We start from the raw sequence: 16046 nt of genomic DNA on the forward strand, positions 1-16046 counted from the left end.
CTCTCTACTTCAGGTGACGACTGATGACGAGCCGCTGGATCTGGTTGGTGCCCTCGAAGATCTGCATGACCTTGGTCTCGCGCATGTAGCGCTCGACCGGGAAGTCCTTCGTGTAGCCGGCGCCGCCGAGCACCTGGACGGCGTCGGTGGTGACCTTCATGGCGTTGTCGGTGGCCACGAGCTTGGCCACCGACGCCGCGCGACCGTAGGGACGGCCGGCGTCCTTGAGGCGGGCGGCGTGCAGGTAGGTGGCACGGGCCGAGTCGACGGCCGCGGCCATGTCGGCCAGCACGAACCCGAGGCCCTGGTGGTCGATGATCGCCTTCCCGAAGGTCTCGCGCTCCTTGGCGTACGCGACGGCGGCGTCGAGCGCGCCCTGGGCCACCCCGACGGCCACGGCGGCGATCCCGAGGCGTCCGGCGTCGAGCCCCGCCAGCGCGATCGCCAGCCCCTGGCCCTCCGCCCCGAGGCGTCGCTCGGCCGGCACGCGCACCCCGTCGAACAGCATCGTGGCGGTGGTGGAGCCCATGAGGCCCATCTTCTGCTCGGGGACGTCGGCCGTGAGGCCCTCGGCGTCGGCCGGGACGAGGAAGCAGGAGATGCCCCTCCCGCCGTCGTCGGAGGTGCGGGCCATGACCTTGTAGAAGTCGGCCTGCCCGCCGTGGGTGGTCCAGGCCTTGGCGCCGCTGATGACGTAGTCGTCCCCCTCACGCACGGCCTTCGTGCGCATGGCGGCGGGGTCGGAGCCGGCGTGGGCCTCCGACAGGCAGTAGGCACCGAGCAGCTCACCGCCCAGCATGTCGGGCATCCACCGCTGCTTCTGCTCGTCCGTGCCGGCCTCGAACAGCCCGAAGCACGAGAGGGCGTGCACGCTGACGCCGACGCCGACGCTGGCCCAGGCGGAGGCGATCTCCTCGACGACCTGCAGGTAGACCTCGTAGGGCTGCCCTCCTCCGCCGAGCTCCTGGGGGTACGGCAGCCCGAGCAGGCCGGCGCGACCGAGGGTGGCGAACACGTCGCGCGGGAACGTGGCGGTGGCCTCCGCCTCGGCCACGCGCGGTCGCAGCTTGTCGTCGACGAGCTCGCGGGTCAGCGCGACCAGGTCGGCCGACTCCTCGGTCGGCATGAGGCGTTCGACGGGCATGACGGCCTTCCCCTCCATGGTCTGGACGAGCCCGAGCGTACCAGGGTGAGTACCGTCGCTCCCGTTCTGGTACCGGCCACGTTCCGGTTCGCACCTCACGGCCACCGGGACCCGGGCAGGATGGGTGCATGACCACCCTCGACCTCCCGCCCGAAGGTTCCGACACGTTCAGCGCCGTCGCGAACCGGGTCGTGGCGTACCTGCGGAAGCACACCCCCATCAGCGACTGGTCCGTCAACCGGGTCGTCGGGGGCGAGCAGGTCCACCTGCACGTCGGCGGCGAGAGCCTCATCGCCGTCGGCGACCGGCGCGACTGGGCCGACAGCTTCTGCCGGCGGGTCGTCGACCTGGGCGCCGACCCGGTCGTCGAGGACGTGACGACCCACCCGGACTACCGCGACCTCACGATCGGGGCCACGCGCAGCTACGCGAGCCAGCCCATCATCGACGCCGAGGGCGAGATGTTCGGCATGCTCTGCGGTCTCGGAGTCGAACCGCTCCAGCAGTCGGCCGACGTCGACGTCGAGCTCCTGGGCCTGCTGAGCCACCTGCTCGGCGCCCACGTGTCCCTGGCGCGCCGGCTCGAGAGCGGCGACCGCGCGCGGCGCTCCGCGGAGGCGCTGGCCCAGACCGATGCGCTCACCGGCCTGGTCAACCGACGCGGCTGGGACGCCCTGCTGGCCGACGCGGCCGTGCGCACGAGCGCGTACGGCGATCTCGCCGCCGTGGTCGTCGCCGACGTCGACGGTCTCAAGGCGGTCAACGACGACCTCGGCCACACCGAGGGAGACGCCGTCCTGCGACGAGTCGCCGCCGCCCTGACCGCGGCACGACGCGACGGGGAGACCGCAGCCCGGTACGGCGGCGACGAGTTCGCCGTGCTGGTCGAGGACGTGTCCCCACGGTCGCTCGGGGAGATGCTGCGGCGCTATCGCGCGTCCTTCGCGCAGCACGACGTGGAGGTCTCCGTGGGGTGGTCGCTCGTGTACCCCGGCGACGAACCGGCCGACGCCGCGTTCCGGCGGGCCGACGTCTCGATGTACGAGGACAAGCGTTCCCGCCGCGTCGAGAACGGGGTCACCGACGACCCGCGCGACCTCGCCCCCGCGGGGTAGCCTGCGCCGATGAGCCTGCTCGAGACCGCTCGTGCGCCGTGGCGCGCGGCCACCCCGTTCGTCGCGGCCTTCCTCGGGGTGCTCGTCGTGCACCTCGTGCTGCTGGCCGCCGACGTGACCCCCTGGGACAGCGTCACCAAGTGCCTGCTCGCCCCCGTCCTCGTCGCCTGGGTGCTGACCTCCCGCGGTCCACGCCTGCTCGCCCTGGCACTCCTGCTCTGCCTCGGGGGCGACCTCCTCCTCGAGCTCGACGACCTGTTCGTCGCCGGGATGGCCTCGTTCGCCGCGGCCCACGTGTGCTTCGTGACGCTCTTCGTGCGCGCCGGGGCCCTGCGGGTGCACCGGCCGTCCGCCGCGCTGGTCGCGCTGTACCTCGTGGCCGGCGTCGTGGTCGTCGCGTGGGCGTGGGGCGGACTCGCCGCCGACCTGCGCCCGGTGATCCCCGTCTACGCGGCGCTCCTGCTGGCCACGGCGGTGACCGCCTCGACCGTCGACCGACTGGCGGGGATCGGTGGCGGGCTGTTCCTGGTCTCCGACGGCATCATCGCCCTCGGCGAGGCCGGTCGGGTCGATCCCGGGTCGGCCGTGGTGTCGGTGCCGATCATGGCGCTCTACGGCGCGGCGATCCTGCTGCTGGCGGCCGGGGGCCTGCGCACCGGTCACGTCGCGCGCGCCACGGACTGCTTCCCGTCCGAGACCCCGTCCGCGCCGAACCCCTGACGTGGCACGTGGCACCGGCGGACACCACCGCACCGATCGCACCTACCGGGTCGTGAACCGGCTGGGCGCCGTCGTGCTGCGCCTATGGGGCGTCCGACTGCGAGGACGCGGTCTGGAGAACCTCCCCGCAGCGGGTCCCGTGGTGCTGGCGAGCAACCACACCGGCTTCCTCGACTTCGTGCTGGTCGGCTGGGCCGCGCGCGAGCGTGGCCGCCTGGTCCGCTTCATGAGCAAGGCCTCGGTGTTCGAGCTGCCGCTGGTCGGCCGGGCCATGCGGGCCATGGGCCACGTCCCGGTGGAGCGCTGGGCCGGGGCGAGCGCCTACCGACGCGCCCGGCGTCTCGTGGCCGACGGCGAGGCGGTGGGCGTGTTCCCGGAGGCCACGATCAGCCGCTCGTTCCGGGTCAAGGCGCTCAAGCCGGGCGCGGCCGGGCTCGCCCTCCACGGGGCGCGCGTGACGGGCGCCCCGGTGCCGCTCGTGCCGTGCGTCGTGTGGGGCGGACACCGGCTGCTCACCGTCGACGGCCGACGCACCCTGCGCCGCGGCGTGGTGGTGGACGTGGTCGTGGGCGAGGCCCTGCTGCCCCTCGAGGGTGAGAGCGTCCACGACCTGACGATGCGCCTGAGGACCGCCCTCGAGGACCTGCTCGACGACGCCGTCGCGCACTACCCCCAGGAGCCGGCCTCGGACGCGGACCGCTGGTGGGTGCACGCCGACCGCGGCGGCACCGCGCCCGACGTCGCCACCGGCGCCGCGCTCGACGCGGCGGCGCTCCAGCGCATCGGCGCCCCGCCCTCCTGACCGGCGGCCCCGCCGTGCGTGAGGATGGGTGCATGACGTTCGACGAGACCGAGCCCGTCCCCGTCCGCGACCTGACGTTCGACGTGCGCACGACCGGCCCCGACTCCGGCGAGCCCGTGGTGCTGCTGCACGGCTTCCCCGCGACCTCCCTGACGTGGTCGGAGGTGGCACCGGTGCTCGCCGAGGCCGGCCTGCGCGTCGTCGCGCCGGACCAGCGGGGCTACTCCCCCCACGCTCGACCCGACGCGGTCGAGGCCTACACGACGGCTGCGCTCGCCCAGGACGTGGTCGACCTCGCCGACGCGCTCGGCCTCGAGACCTTCCACCTCGTCGGCCACGACTGGGGTGCGGCGGTGGCCTGGTACGTCGCCGCCCACCACGGACACCGGCTGCGGACCCTGACCACGTTCTCGGTCCCCCACCTGGCCGCCTACAACGCCGCCCTGCGCGGCGACGAGGAGGCGAAGGACAAGGCCTCCTACATCGGGCTCCTGCGCCAGGAGGGCAAGGCCGAGACCCTGCTGCTGGAGGACGACGCCCGACGTCTGCGGGCGATGTACCAGGGCGCGGTCCCGGACCAGCTCGTCGACGCCTACGTCGCGCAGCTGCAGGAGCCGGGCGCGCTCACCGCGGCGCTGGCCTGGTACCGCGCCATGACGTCCGACCTGGGCGACCTGCCCGACGTCGAGGTGCCCACCACCTACGTGTGGAGCACCGACGACCTGGCCATCGGCCGGTCCGGTGCCGACGCGTGCGGCGAGCACGTGACGGCCGACTACCGCTACACGGTGCTCGAGGGCACGTCGCACTGGATCCCCGAGGAGGAGCCGGCGGCCGCAGCCGCCGCGATCCTCGCCCGGGTCCGCGGCACCGTCGCGGCGTAGGCGCCCGTCAGCCGACGAGCGGCCAGCCGGCGGGGTCGTCGAGGTCGCGCCCGGCCTTGCGGGCGTAGGCGTTCCAGTCCTCGGCGCGCTCGGCGTACCACGACCGCTGGCTGGCCATGAGGGTGTCGAGGTCGAGGCCGCCCACGTGCGCGTGCCGGGCGGCCAGCTCGACCGCGACCTGCCGCGCGGCGACCGCGTCGCACGTGGCGTCGTGCGCACCGTCGAGCGTGACCCCGTAGTAGGCGGCGACGTCGCCGAGCCGCCGACGTCCGAGACCGCCTCGCTCGACGCCCCAGTCGACGACATAGGGATCGACGACGAGCAGCCGGTCCCAGTCCGGCTGGGTCAGCCCGTGCCGCACCGCCTCGGCGCGCAGCATGGAGAGGTCGTAGCAGGCGTTGAAGACCACGAGACCGACCCGGCGCTCGACGAGCGTCTGCACCCAGTCGAGCACGACCGGCAGCGCCTCGGCGGGCGTGGGCGCGTCGGCCAGCATCGCGTCGGTGATGCCGTGCACCTGCGCCGCCGCCTCGGGCACGGGGACACCGGGCTGCACGAGCCCGGTGATCTCGAACCCGGGCTCGTCGAGCAGCGCGTAGCTGACGACCCGGTCGCGCAGGGGGTCGGTGCCGGTGGTCTCGAGGTCGAGCGAGGCCAGGGGCAGCCGGTGCCACCCGTCGTGGTCGCCGCGCTGCGGAGGCCGCGGCGAGCAGGCGACGCACCACGTGCGCCAGGCCCCGGGCGTGCCGGTGAGGTGCCCGGCCCCGGCGTGCACGTGCTGGGCGCACGCGGAGCAGAAGCCGTCGAACCGGTTGGCCCGCATCGCCCGACCACCTGCCTCTCCGTCGTCCTCGGGGATCACGCTAGGGGTCGAGGCGGACGCTTTCCGGCACCGACGCGCGGCCGGTCGCGTCCCTCCGATTCGGACACTTCCGGGGCGTCGGGACCGGGGTGACCGCCCCGGAACTGTCCGAAGAGTGGACCTGCGGCTGCGTCGGCGCGGCGGGATTCGAAGGTGGCCTCCGAAAGGGCCTCGACGGAGGAGGGGCACCGGACCCACCCGACCTCCCCGGCCCCGCCCCTAGCCCGCGCCGATTCGGACAGCTGCGGGGCCCTTCGACCCCGAAACGTGCCCCGGAACTGTCCGAGACGGATGCCGCAGCCCGTGGGCTCGGGCAGGGCGCTGGTCCCGCTCCGGTCGAGGCCCTTTCGGAGGCCGCCGCGACGTCGACCGCAGCCGACGCAGCCGCAGGTCGAGGGCTCGCCATCGTTCGACCAGAACCGTCGCCCCACCCGACACCAACTGGTACGATCGCACTGGTTTCGTCGAGAGGAACGACCATGGCCCGCACCCGCACCTCCCTGGAGGGCAAGACCGTCGTGATCACCGGTGCCGCCAGCGGCATCGGTCGCGCCACGGCGCTGCGCCTGGCCCCGAGGGGCGGGCGCCTCGTGCTCACCGACGTCGCCGCCGACGGGCTCGACGAGACCGTCGCACTCGTGCACGCCGCCGGCGGTTCGGTGCTGCACCACGCGGCGTTCGACATCAGCGACCTCGACGCCGTGAGCGCGTTCGCCGACGAGGTGCACGGTCACGTCGGCGCGGTCGACGTGGTGCTGAACGTCGCCGGCATCTCCACCTGGGGACGTATCGAGGACCTGCGCCCCGAGCACTGGCGACGCACCGTCGAGATCGACCTCATGGGTCCCATCCACGTGCTCAGCTCCTTCGTGCCCCGCATGATCGAGGCCGGTCGCGGCGGGCACGTCGCCAACGTCTCGTCCGCGGCGGGCCTGTTCGGACTGCCCCTGCACGCGCCCTACAGCGCGGCCAAGTTCGGCCTGCGGGGGGTGAGCGAGGTCCTGCGCTTCGACCTCGAGCAGCACGGGATCGGCGTGACCCTGGTCTGCCCCGGCGCGGTCCGGACGCCGCTCGTCGGCACCGTCGACATCGTCGGCGTGGACCGCGACGACCCCCGGGTCGCCAAGGCCGTCGGACGGTTCGAGAAGCACGCCGTGTCCCCCGAGGAGGCAGCCGACGCCATGCTCCGCGGCATCGAGAAGGGGCGCTACCTCGTCTTCACGTCGCGCGACATCCAGGTCGGGCACCTGGCGCAGCGCTTCGCGCCGTTCGGCTACACGACCGCCATGCGCCTGCTCAACCGCAAGGCCTCCACGGTGCTGCGTCGCACCCGCGACGAGCCGCTCGTGCCGCGCTGACCCGACTCAGGCCGACGCTGCAGGGCTCAGCGCGTCGACGACGAACGCACGGGCGGAGGTCGCACGGGGCGCCTGGCAGGTGAGCACGGCAGGGTCGCGGTGCACCGCGCGGACGTCGGCGACCACGGCCGACGGCAACGGACCGGAGCAGTCGAGCCGGACCCTCCAGCGTCCGTCACCGAGGTCGTCCACCTGCGCCGAGCGGACGTCACGCGGGCCCGCCGGGCCCCATCGCTCGTGCACCGCGACGGCCGCGGCCTGCGCAGCCGGCGGCAGGGCGCTGCTGCCACGCAGGAGCGCGGTCGTGACCCGCCCGGCCAGGTGCTCCTCGACGACGCCGACCGCGGTGTCGGCGTCGAGACCGCCGTAGAAGGTGCCGTCGGGCACCACCACGACGTTGGCCGCGAACCGGTCGCCACCGACGTGGCTGCACTCCCACACGACGTCGCCGAGCCGCTCGGCCAGCGCAGCGGCCACCGGGCGACCGCGCACGGCGCAGCACGTGTCGTGCCGTCCGTGCGCGCACACCAGCACCGCGGCCTCGTCGCTCCAGCCGGGTCCGCCCGAGTCCTCGCGCAGCACCGCGCACGCCTCGAGGAGGTCCGCGGCATCGGTCCAGGCGCCCCAGCGGATGCGGCCGTCCTCCACGTCCGCCACTGCCCACGCCCGACGGCCCGACGCCTCGGACCGCCGACCCGGACGACGGATCAGGATCGTGCGCGCGCCGACCTCTCGCGTGGCGGCCACCAGCCGGGCGACCACGTCCGGGTCGAGACCCTCGGACTCGAGCGCGTGGAAGGGCCACGGTCCCTGGTGCTCCACGAGCAGGAACCGACGGACGTGCAGGGCCGTGCCGATGAGCGGGTCGGACCGCTCACGGGCCCGCGCCGCGCACAGGTCATCGAGGTCGGCCACGAGCCGATCCTCTCTCAGCGCAGCAGGTCACGCGGGCACGACGACGCCGGCCGACACCAGCCGGCGGGCTGCGTCGAGACCCAGCGACCCGGCCGGGACGGCCTGGCCGTCGAGCAGGGCGGCGACCGCCCCGGGGTCGACGGCGGACACGTCGACCGCTCCGGCGCGGCCGGTGAGCGTGGTGCCGTCGAGGCGTGCGCCCAGCTGCTCGCGCAGCCTCAGCGGCGTGGTGTCGTGGAGGCTCTGCGCCGTGCGCAGCTGGGCCAGCGGGCCCACCGGCTCAGGGCGCCCGGATGCGTCGTCGCGCGCCCCGAGAGCGGCCGCCAGGGTCTCGACGGGCACGGAGCGCAGCGCCGACAGCAGCCGGTCGCGCACCAGCTCGGCGTGCGCCTCGAGGTCGCCTGCCTCGGCGACGTCGACGCCCAGGGGCAGCGACGTACGAACGTCGGGGTCGTCAGCGACCACCGCGAGCGCGGCCGTGACCAGCTCCTCGGCCACGTGGTGCCGGTGCCAGGTGTGGACGCCGAAGGTCAGGTGCGTGCTCACGTCGCCCAGCGCGGTGGCAGCGTGCAGCGTGCCGCGCGGCAGGTAGAGCACGTCGCCGGGCTCGAGCACGGCGTCGATGAGCGGCTCGCGCTCCGCCTCGACCCGCACCGCGTCACGACGGTCGGTCCAGGGCTGGTCACGCAGCGGCGCCTCGTGCACCGGGGCGTGGATCCGCCAGTGCTTGGCTCCGGAGATCTGCAGCACGAAGACGTCGTGCACGTCGTAGTGGTCGTCGAACCCGCGGGACTGCGGTGGCGTGACGTAGGCGTTGACCTGGACCGGGTGCCCGAGGTCGGCCACCAGGGCCTGGGAGAACGAGACGACGGCGGGCCACGTGCGGTGCAGCGCCTGCAGCACGAGCGTGGCGCCGTCGGCGAACAACGACGTGAGGCGGGTGTCGTCGACCTGGTCGGCGATGCCGGCCCCCACGCCACCGCCCGACGTGAACGCGCGCGTGTTCAGCGTCGTGCCGTCCTTGGCCACGCGCAGGAACGGTGTCCGCAGCCCGTGCGTCGACACGAGCTCGTCGACGGCGGACTCGCCGAACAGGTCGTCGAACCGCGCGGGCAGGTCGGCCGCGCGGGTGAGCAGCGGCGCCCGACCCCACGTGTCGGCGGCGAAGCCGACGGGGTCGACGACGAGACGACGCAGGGCAGGGTGACCGGTCCGCAGACCGGCCACCCCTCCCTGCTCGGTGGTGGTCACGACCTACTGGGCCGAACCGTCGGCGCCACCGTCGGCGCCACCGTCCTGGACGCCCGGGGTGCCCTCGGCGCCACCGTCGGCGGGACCCTCGGCGCCACCGTCGGCGCCACCGTCCTGCACGCCCGGCGTGCCCTCGGCGCCACCGTCGGCGGGACCCTCGGCGCCACCGTCAGCGCCACCGTCCTGCACGCCCGGCGTGCCCTCGGCGCCACCGTCAGCGGGACCTTCTGGGTTGAGCTCGCTCATGTGTTCCTCCTGGGGTCGACTGTGCGGCGGGTGCCGCGGTTCCCACATTGGCACCGTGGCCGCGGCTCGCAACTCGGCGTCAGGACCGGTCGGTGCGTCGCCCGGCGCCAGTCCCGGTGCCAGTCCCCGGGCCGGCGCCGGTGCCGTCGCGGGAACCGTCGACCGGGCCGCTCTCGCGCTCGTCGAGCCGGCCCTTCAGCGTGCGCACCTGCTTGCGTCGGTGGGTCGCGACGACGCCCGTCACGAGCAGCACCACCACCAGTCCGGCAGCACCCACGGCACCGATCGCCGTCGCGATCCGGAACCCAGGAGCCTCGACGTCCATGATGCGCTCGCCCGCGTGCGCCGCGTTGCCCGTGCCCAGCACGACCGCGAGGGTCAGCCAGTTCGGCACCGCCAGGACGATCGCCACGACCAGCAGGATGCCCCGCCACGTCCAGTTGAAGAACCGGCGACGCAGCTGCACGACGATCATCAGGGGGACGATCGTGAAGACGAACCCGTAGAACAGGCCCCACAGGATGCCGCTCGTGAGGTCGCCGTTCACCTGGTCGCCGATGCGCTGGGCCCACCACCGCGGGAAGAACGCCGACGCGACCAGGGCCCCGGCGTACACGACCGCGACGAGCACGAGGGCCCACACGAGCCGCTTGACCCACCGCTGGGGGTCGACGTCGGACGGGACGTACCGGCGCTCGTCCTTGCCGTGGGTGCGATCGCGCTCGCCGGCGCGCTCGTCTGGCTGACGTCCCTCGTCTTCGCTCATGCCTCGATGATCCCGCGCACCGCCTCGCCGCACCACTCCAACGACGGGGTTGTCGGCCACGTCACGAGGCGAGGGCCGCCCAGTCGCCCTTCGTCCAGGTGCCGGTCTGGGAGCGGCCCATCGCCTTCTGCCGGGCCCGGACCGCCGCGACCGTGAGGGGTCCGTAGTACCCGTTGCGGTCCGCGCGCTTCATGCCGAGCGCGACCTGCAGCACCAGCACGGCCTTCCCGGTGGTCCGCTCGGGCATCGAGGAGGTGTAGCGCTCCGCACCGTAGGCCGCGGCCTCGGCGGCCGAGAGGCCCTTGGCCACGTCCGAGGTGACCTTCGCGGGCACGAGCGAGGCCCACGTCGGCTGGTCGATGGTCCCGGTCCAGGGCAGGTCGTGCTTCTTCTGGTACGCCTTGACGGCCTCGCGGGTGGCGGCGTCGAAGGTCCCGGTCTGCTTGACGCCGAGCGCCTTCTGGGCGGTCTTCACGGTGCCCGCGCGGGACCCGAGCGCGATCGTGGCCCACGACGTCCTCTTGACCAGGGGGACGGCCGCGTAGCAGCGGGTGGTGCGCGCCTTCGAGTTCATGACGGCCGGCTGCCCGGCGAAGCGGGAGCACGGCCCGTGGTCGACGGGGTGGACCTTCCCGGTCCAGAAGCTGGTGGTTCCTCGGGCGCCGTTCCAGCTGAACGACAGGTGGACGTGGTCGCGGTGGCCCGAGCTCGGGCGCCAGCCCTCCTTGGACCGGTAGACGGCCCAGATCTTCTCGTTGTAGATGACGTACATGATGCCGAGACGCCGGGCGTTGGTGCCGCCGTCCTTCGTCAGCCAGGCGAGGAAGTCGGCGGCGGCCTTCTTCTCCTCGGCGTCCTTCACGTCCACCATCCAGTCCCAGGCCCGCCCGTCGGCGTGCTCGGACACCCCCTCGGAGCAGCCTCGCGCCGTGTTGCCCTTCCCCCCGACGCCGTAGGTCCGCATGACGAGGTCGCGTGTCTTCGCGACACCGGCCGGCGTGCCGGGCTGGCACGCGACCTGCGGCGCGTACGCCGACGGCGGGTCGACGGCCTTGGGCAGCGCGACGGGGGCCTTGAGCCCCTTCGGCTTCGCGGGGAGCGGCACCGGTGTCGTCCCGGTCGCGGCTTGGGCCGCCGCCGACGTGCCACCGACGGCGGTGAGCGTGGCCGCGCACATGAGTGCGGCGGCGCACGCGAGCCCGAGCCTGCGCATGATGATCTCCCTCGCCCGTCGGGCTTCCCCACCCGGCGGACGACCATCGTGCGTCTCATCCGTCACACGTGTCACGGCTTCGCGTGAACTACAGGACTGTTCTTCGCGGGGCAGTGGGGTCAGGGCGGCCGAGATCAGGACTGGGTCGCGTCGGGACCGCAGGTGCAGGCCGCCAGCGCCGCCGCCACGTCGTCGATCGCGGCCTGCGTGACGAACGGGTTCACGCCCTCGGTGTCGTCGACCATGACCGCGAAGACGATCGGCACCCCTCTGGCGTCGGTGGCGTACCCGGCCAGCGAGTGCACACCGGTGAGCGTGCCGGTCTTCGCGCGCACGAGACCCCGACCCGCGGAGTCCTCGTCGAAGCGGTCCTCGAGGGTGCCGGTGAGTCCGCCGACCGGCAGGTCGGCGAGCAGCTCCGACGTGGAGGCGCGCGACGCCGCCACGCGCAGCACCCCGGCCAGGGTCTCGGGGGCGATCCGGTTCGACCGCGCCAGACCGCTGCCGTCGTCGAGCCGCAGGCCCTGGACGGGCACGCCCGCCTCGGTGAGCGTGGCCGCCACCGCGTCAGTGCCGCCCTCGAAGCTGCCCGGGCCGCCCGCCGCCAGTCCCACGTGCCGCAGGAGGACCTCGGCGGCCTCGTTGTCGCTGCGGACCAGCGTGGCGTCGACGATCTGGGCGACGGTGGCGCTCTGCACGGCGGCGAGCACCCGCTGCGGGTCCGGCGGCGCGTCGGCCCGGTCCGGGTCGCCGTCGACGTCGATGCCCTCGTCCTGCAGGTAGCCTGCGAACCGGTCGGCCGCGGCGCGGGCCGGGTCCCCGGACCGGATCCCGTCGCGCACCCCCTGGTCGGCCCACAGCGCACTCACCGGCGTGACGACCTGCCCGGGCACGTAGGAGTCCTCCCAGCCCGGACTCACCGACGGACCCGTGAAGAGGCCGGCGTCGTAGCCGAGAGACACCTCACCGACGCCGGCGTCGTCGAGCGCCGCGGCGGTGCGCTCGGCCAACGTGCGCAGGTCGGCGCGGTCCACGCGCGTGGGCCGCTCGGGTCGGCTCGACGCCAGGTACGGGTCACCGCCGCCGACGAGCACGACCTCGTTGCCGTCGAGCACGGTCGAGGTGCTGAAGCGCGATCCGGGTTCGAGAAGGGAGAGCGCGGCGTACGCCGTGAGCAGCTTCGTCGTCGAGGCCGGCACGAACGCCTCGGCGGCGTCGCGGGCGAACACCGACGTGCCGTCGAGCCCCACCACGGCGACGCCGAGCCGGTCGCCCAGCTCGGCGCGGCGGGCAGGGTCCTCGAGGAGCGGCTGGACGGCGGCACGCACGGCGTCGGGGTCGAGGGCGCCGGTCATGACGGGATCGGGCTGAACGCGCTGCGGGGCGGCATCGAGGGTGAGCGCCTCCGGCGGGGCGACCGCCTCGGGCCCGCACGGGCCGCCGCACACGACGGGGTTGAGCCGGCCCGACGTCCAGCCGAGGCCGACTCCGGCGACGAGCACGACGGCGAGGAACAGCCCGCCCAGCGCCCACGGCAGAGCGACCCTGCCTCGATCTCGTCGCGTCACATGGGCCAGACTATGCACGAAGCGCCCATCCCTGCGGTCCCGCCCGACGGCGGTCGCCCGGTGCGCTCAGGCAACCAGCAGCGACGAGAGGCCCGACCCGTGATCTTCGATGTCACCGTGGAAATCCCCAAGGGTGAGCGCAACAAGTACGAGGTCGACCACAAGAGCCACCGCATCCGGCTCGACCGCACGCTGTTCACCGCCACGCAGTACCCCGCCGACTACGGCTTCATCGACGACACCCTCGGCCTCGACGGCGACCCGCTCGACGCCCTGGTGCTGCTGCCGTCGCCGACGTTCCCCGGCTGCGTCATCACCTGCCGCGCGATCGGCATGTTCCGCATGACCGACGAGGCCGGCGGCGACGACAAGGTCCTCTGCGTCCCGGCCACGGACCCGCGCCAGGAGCACCTGCGCGACATCCACCACGTGCCCGAGTTCGACCGCCTCGAGATCGAGCACTTCTTCACGGTCTACAAGGACCTCGAGCCCGGCAAGTCCGTCGAGGGCTCCACCTGGACCGGCCGCGTCGAGGCCGAGGCCGAGGTCAACCGCAGCTTCGACCGCTTCAAGGACAACGGCGGCTACTGACCTTCCTCCGGCGCGGCCCTGCGGCTGCGTCGGCTCGGGTCCGTCTCGACCTGCGGCTGCGTCGGCTGAGATCCGTCGCGAGGCGGCCTCCGAAAGGGCCTCGACCGGAACGCCACCAGCGCGCCGACCGGGCTCCCGGGCTGCGCCTCCCGTTTCGGACACTTCCGGGGCACTGATGGGTCCCGAACCGCCCCGCAAGTGTCCGAAACGGACGTCTTGACGCGTTGAGGTCGGTCCGCGCCGTCAAGATCGACCTCAAAGCGTCATAACGCCTGGCGGGGGCCGGGGAGCTCGGCCGAGCCCGACGCACCCGCACCGTCGAGGCCCTTTCGGAGACCGCGCCCGGACCCACCCGCAGCAGCGCAGCCGCGGGCCACACGCTTCGGACAGGTACGGGGCACACGTGGGCCCCGGACCGCCCCGGAACTGTCCGAAACGGAGGGACTGAGCCTGGTCGCGCGTCAGGCCGACGTGGAGCCGCGGAGCAGGGCGCGCATGGTCTCGGCGAAGACGTCGACGTCGAGCTCGCCGTCGAGCGAGCGCATGGCGCCCAGACCGATGCCGAGGCTGAGCAGGGCGGTGGCGGCCTTGCGGGCCTCCATGCCGAGGGCGAGTCCGGCGTCGGCCATGACCCGCTCGATGAGGTCGGCGCTGGCGGCCACGAGCATGCGGTGCCGCTTGACCAGCTCGGTGGCGACCCAGGGGCTCTGCCGCGCGACGGCCGCGAACTCCACCTCGAGCGCGGTCCAGCGCGGGTGGCCCAGCTTCTCGCGGGCCCAGGAGGCGAAGGCGTCGATGCGGCCGTCGAGGTCGGCGTCGACCGTGAAGGCGGCGACGACCCCGGAGATCTGCTCCTCGTGGATCGTGTCGAGCACCGCCATGCAGAGCTCCTCCTTGCCGGAGAAGTTGGAGTACACCGCACCCTTGGAGAAGCCGGCCGCGACGGCCACCTTGTCGAGGGACGTGGCGTTGTAGCCGTCGGCGAGGAACAGCTCGCGGGCGACCTCGACGAGGCGTTCGCGGGTCTGCGCCTGACGTTGCGCCCGTGTGACGGTGCGCTCGCTCTCGACGGTCATCGCTGCCTCCCTCGACGTGTCCCGCACCACCTGGTCACGGGACTCAGATACCGATAGTATCCGAAACATGATCTCCACGGACATCCTGGTCATCGGCACCGGTTTCAGCGGCATGGGCATGGCCATGAAGCTGCGCGAGGCCGGACGCGACGACTTCGTCGTCATCGAGAAGGCCGACGACGTCGGCGGCACCTGGCGCGACAACACCTACCCCGGCGCCGAGTGCGACATCCAGTCCCACATGTACTCCTTCTCCTACGAGCTCAACCCCGGATGGAGCCGCGAGTACTCCGGGCAGCAGGAGATCTGGCAGTACATGCGCGGCGTCGCGACGAAGCACGACCTCTACGACGTCATCCACTTCGGCACGGAGGTCACCGGCGCCGAGTGGGACGAGGAGCGCCTGCGCTGGACCGTCAGCACCTCCAAGGAGACCTACGACGCCCGGGTGGTCGTGTCCGGGATCGGCGGCCTGCACATCCCGAACATCCCCGACCTGCCGGGCGCCGAGAGCTTCGCGGGTGCTCGCTTCCACTCCGCGCAGTGGCAGCACGACGTCGACCTGACCGGCAAGAAGGTCGCCGTCATCGGCACCGGCGCCAGCGCCATCCAGTTCATCCCGCAGATCGTCGGCGACGTCGCCCAGCTCGACGTCTACCAGCGCAGCGCCCCCTGGGTCGTCCCGAAGCACAACCACGACATCGAGGGCCGCAAGAAGGCCTTCATCAAGAAGCTGCCCGGCGGCACGCGCGCCTACCGCAACGCCATGTACTGGCTCAACGAGGCGCAGCAGCTGGGCTTCACCGGACCGCTGCAGAACATCACCAGCGTCATGGAGAAGAAGGTCTCGGGCTACATCCGCAGGACGGTGAAGGACCCCGCGGTGGCCGAGAAGCTCATCCCCGACTACCGCCTCGGCTGCAAGCGCGTGCTGAAGACCGACAACTACATCCCGGTCTACAACCGCGAGAACGTCGAGCTCGTCACCGACGGCATCGAGGAGATCACCGCCGACGGCATCCGCGCGAAGGACGGCACGTTCCGCGAGGCCGACGTGATCATCTACGGCACCGGCTTCCACGTGACCGACGCGTTCGAGTGGGTGCACGTCACCGGCAAGGGTGGCCGCGACCTGTCGAAGACGTTCAAGGAGAAGGGGATCGAGACCTACCTGGGCATCTCGGTCACCGACTTCCCGAACTTCTTCTTCCTGCTCGGCCCCAACACGGCCCTCGGCCACAACTCGGTCGTGTTCATGATCGAGCAGCAGACGAAGTGGATCCTGTCGATGCTCGACGAGATGGACGAGCGCGGCGCCCAGGCCGTGGAGCCCACGCCGCAGGCGCAGCGCCAGTTCAACGACGCCCTGCAGGAGAAGGTCAGCAAGGGCGTGTGGAGCCAGGGTGGCTGCACCAGCTGGTACCTCGACAGCCAGGGCAAGAACCGCACCATCTGGCCGGGCTTCACCTTCCGCTACTGGTGGGTGACCCGCAAGGTCGAGGCCCAGGACTTCGCGTGGGAGAAGGCGGCCTGAC

At 73.0% G+C, this 16046-nt stretch carries 16 protein-coding genes; 7 read left to right on the forward strand and 9 right to left on the reverse strand.

Annotated features, from left to right (window positions below):
• Positions 1–4: 4 nt before the first annotated feature.
• Positions 5–1144, reverse strand: coding sequence for an acyl-CoA dehydrogenase family protein (locus ASF37_RS04150; protein WP_056580377.1), 1140 nt, complete (start codon positions 1142–1144; stop codon positions 5–7).
• A 128-nt stretch (positions 1145–1272) separates the two neighbouring features.
• On the opposite strand from ASF37_RS04150, the gene ASF37_RS04155 reads away from it, so the two are divergent.
• Genes ASF37_RS04155 through ASF37_RS04170 form a run of 4 tightly spaced genes read left to right on the forward strand, consistent with a single transcriptional unit; the run spans position 1273 to position 4665 of the window.
• Positions 1273–2259, forward strand: coding sequence for a GGDEF domain-containing protein (locus tag ASF37_RS04155; RefSeq protein WP_055961117.1), 987 nt, complete (start codon positions 1273–1275; stop codon positions 2257–2259).
• 9 nt (positions 2260–2268) lie between these two features.
• Positions 2269–2979: a lysoplasmalogenase family protein gene (locus ASF37_RS04160; protein ID WP_055961120.1), complete on the forward strand. Its 711-nt coding sequence runs from the start codon at positions 2269–2271 to the stop codon at positions 2977–2979.
• Position 2980: 1 nt separating this feature from the next.
• Positions 2981–3781: a 1-acyl-sn-glycerol-3-phosphate acyltransferase gene (locus tag ASF37_RS04165; RefSeq protein ID WP_055961122.1), complete on the forward strand. Its 801-nt coding sequence runs from the start codon at positions 2981–2983 to the stop codon at positions 3779–3781.
• Positions 3782–3813: 32 nt separating this feature from the next.
• Positions 3814–4665 carry an alpha/beta fold hydrolase gene (locus ASF37_RS04170; protein WP_056579204.1) on the forward strand — a complete coding sequence of 284 codons (852 nt, stop codon included), beginning with the start codon at positions 3814–3816 and terminating at the stop codon, positions 4663–4665.
• A 7-nt stretch (positions 4666–4672) separates the two neighbouring features.
• Here ASF37_RS04170 and ASF37_RS04175 read toward each other — a convergent pair whose 3' ends face one another.
• Entirely contained in the window at positions 4673–5527 is an 855-nt protein-coding gene (locus ASF37_RS04175; protein WP_056551865.1) for an exonuclease domain-containing protein, read from the reverse strand.
• A gap of 479 nt (positions 5528–6006) precedes the next feature.
• Here ASF37_RS04175 and ASF37_RS04180 point away from each other — a divergent pair, with 479 nt between their 5' ends.
• Positions 6007–6885 (forward strand): SDR family oxidoreductase, encoded by an 879-nt coding sequence (locus ASF37_RS04180; protein WP_056579206.1) that lies wholly within the window; start codon positions 6007–6009, stop codon positions 6883–6885.
• Between the two features lie 6 nt (positions 6886–6891).
• On the opposite strand, the gene ASF37_RS04185 is transcribed toward ASF37_RS04180, so the two are convergent.
• The 6 genes from ASF37_RS04185 to dacB form a co-directional block, all read right to left on the reverse strand.
• Positions 6892–7800, reverse strand: coding sequence for a sucrase ferredoxin (locus tag ASF37_RS04185; RefSeq protein ID WP_056579208.1), 909 nt, complete (start codon positions 7798–7800; stop codon positions 6892–6894).
• Between the two features lie 27 nt (positions 7801–7827).
• Positions 7828–9051 carry a cupin domain-containing protein gene (locus tag ASF37_RS04190; RefSeq protein ID WP_082495268.1) on the reverse strand — a complete coding sequence of 408 codons (1224 nt, stop codon included), beginning with the start codon at positions 9049–9051 and terminating at the stop codon, positions 7828–7830.
• A gap of 3 nt (positions 9052–9054) precedes the next feature.
• Positions 9055–9297: a hypothetical protein gene (locus tag ASF37_RS04195; RefSeq protein ID WP_055961137.1), complete on the reverse strand. Its 243-nt coding sequence runs from the start codon at positions 9295–9297 to the stop codon at positions 9055–9057.
• Between the two features lie 79 nt (positions 9298–9376).
• On the reverse strand, positions 9377–10063 hold the full coding sequence (locus ASF37_RS04200; RefSeq protein WP_056574836.1) for a hypothetical protein: 687 nt from the start codon (positions 10061–10063) through the stop codon (positions 9377–9379).
• Positions 10064–10124: 61 nt separating this feature from the next.
• The gene (locus tag ASF37_RS04205) at positions 10125–11276 is read right to left on the reverse strand and encodes a peptidoglycan-binding protein (RefSeq protein ID WP_056579209.1); all 1152 of its coding nucleotides are present in this window, start codon (positions 11274–11276) and stop codon (positions 10125–10127) included.
• A gap of 134 nt (positions 11277–11410) precedes the next feature.
• Positions 11411–12844, reverse strand: coding sequence for a D-alanyl-D-alanine carboxypeptidase/D-alanyl-D-alanine-endopeptidase (dacB, locus tag ASF37_RS04210; RefSeq protein WP_056579210.1), 1434 nt, complete (start codon positions 12842–12844; stop codon positions 11411–11413).
• A 99-nt stretch (positions 12845–12943) separates the two neighbouring features.
• Here dacB and ASF37_RS04215 point away from each other — a divergent pair, with 99 nt between their 5' ends.
• The gene (locus tag ASF37_RS04215) at positions 12944–13435 is read left to right on the forward strand and encodes an inorganic diphosphatase (protein ID WP_055961150.1); all 492 of its coding nucleotides are present in this window, start codon (positions 12944–12946) and stop codon (positions 13433–13435) included.
• A gap of 461 nt (positions 13436–13896) precedes the next feature.
• Here the strand turns inward: ASF37_RS04215 and ASF37_RS04220 are convergent, their stop codons facing one another.
• Complete coding sequence (locus ASF37_RS04220; protein WP_055961153.1) at positions 13897–14511, reverse strand: TetR/AcrR family transcriptional regulator; 615 nt, start codon at positions 14509–14511, stop codon at positions 13897–13899.
• Between the two features lie 67 nt (positions 14512–14578).
• Between ASF37_RS04220 and ASF37_RS04225 the strand changes: the two genes are divergently transcribed.
• Positions 14579–16045 carry an NAD(P)/FAD-dependent oxidoreductase gene (locus ASF37_RS04225; protein ID WP_056579211.1) on the forward strand — a complete coding sequence of 489 codons (1467 nt, stop codon included), beginning with the start codon at positions 14579–14581 and terminating at the stop codon, positions 16043–16045.
• The last annotated feature ends 1 nt before the right edge of the window (position 16046 follow it).

The organism is Aeromicrobium sp. Leaf289 (assembly GCF_001423335.1).
Taxonomy (GTDB): Bacteria; Actinomycetota; Actinomycetes; order Propionibacteriales; family Nocardioidaceae; genus Aeromicrobium.

Bases quoted from the DNA above. Each gene is read 5' to 3' on its own strand.
- ASF37_RS04150 (WP_056580377.1), bottom strand. From the start codon at position 1,144: ATGCCCGTCGAACGCCTCATGCCGACCGAGGAGTCGGCCGACCTGGTC.
- ASF37_RS04155 (WP_055961117.1), top strand. From the start codon at position 1,273: ATGACCACCCTCGACCTCCCGCCCGAAGGTTCCGACACGTTCAGCGCC.
- ASF37_RS04160 (WP_055961120.1), top strand. From the start codon at position 2,269: ATGAGCCTGCTCGAGACCGCTCGTGCGCCGTGGCGCGCGGCCACCCCG.
- ASF37_RS04170 (WP_056579204.1), top strand. From the start codon at position 3,814: ATGACGTTCGACGAGACCGAGCCCGTCCCCGTCCGCGACCTGACGTTC.
- ASF37_RS04180 (WP_056579206.1), top strand. From the start codon at position 6,007: ATGGCCCGCACCCGCACCTCCCTGGAGGGCAAGACCGTCGTGATCACC.
- ASF37_RS04195 (WP_055961137.1), bottom strand. From the start codon at position 9,297: ATGAGCGAGCTCAACCCAGAAGGTCCCGCTGACGGTGGCGCCGAGGGC.
- ASF37_RS04200 (WP_056574836.1), bottom strand. From the start codon at position 10,063: ATGAGCGAAGACGAGGGACGTCAGCCAGACGAGCGCGCCGGCGAGCGC.
- ASF37_RS04205 (WP_056579209.1), bottom strand. From the start codon at position 11,276: ATGCGCAGGCTCGGGCTCGCGTGCGCCGCCGCACTCATGTGCGCGGCC.
- ASF37_RS04220 (WP_055961153.1), bottom strand. From the start codon at position 14,511: ATGACCGTCGAGAGCGAGCGCACCGTCACACGGGCGCAACGTCAGGCG.
- ASF37_RS04225 (WP_056579211.1), top strand. From the start codon at position 14,579: ATGATCTCCACGGACATCCTGGTCATCGGCACCGGTTTCAGCGGCATG.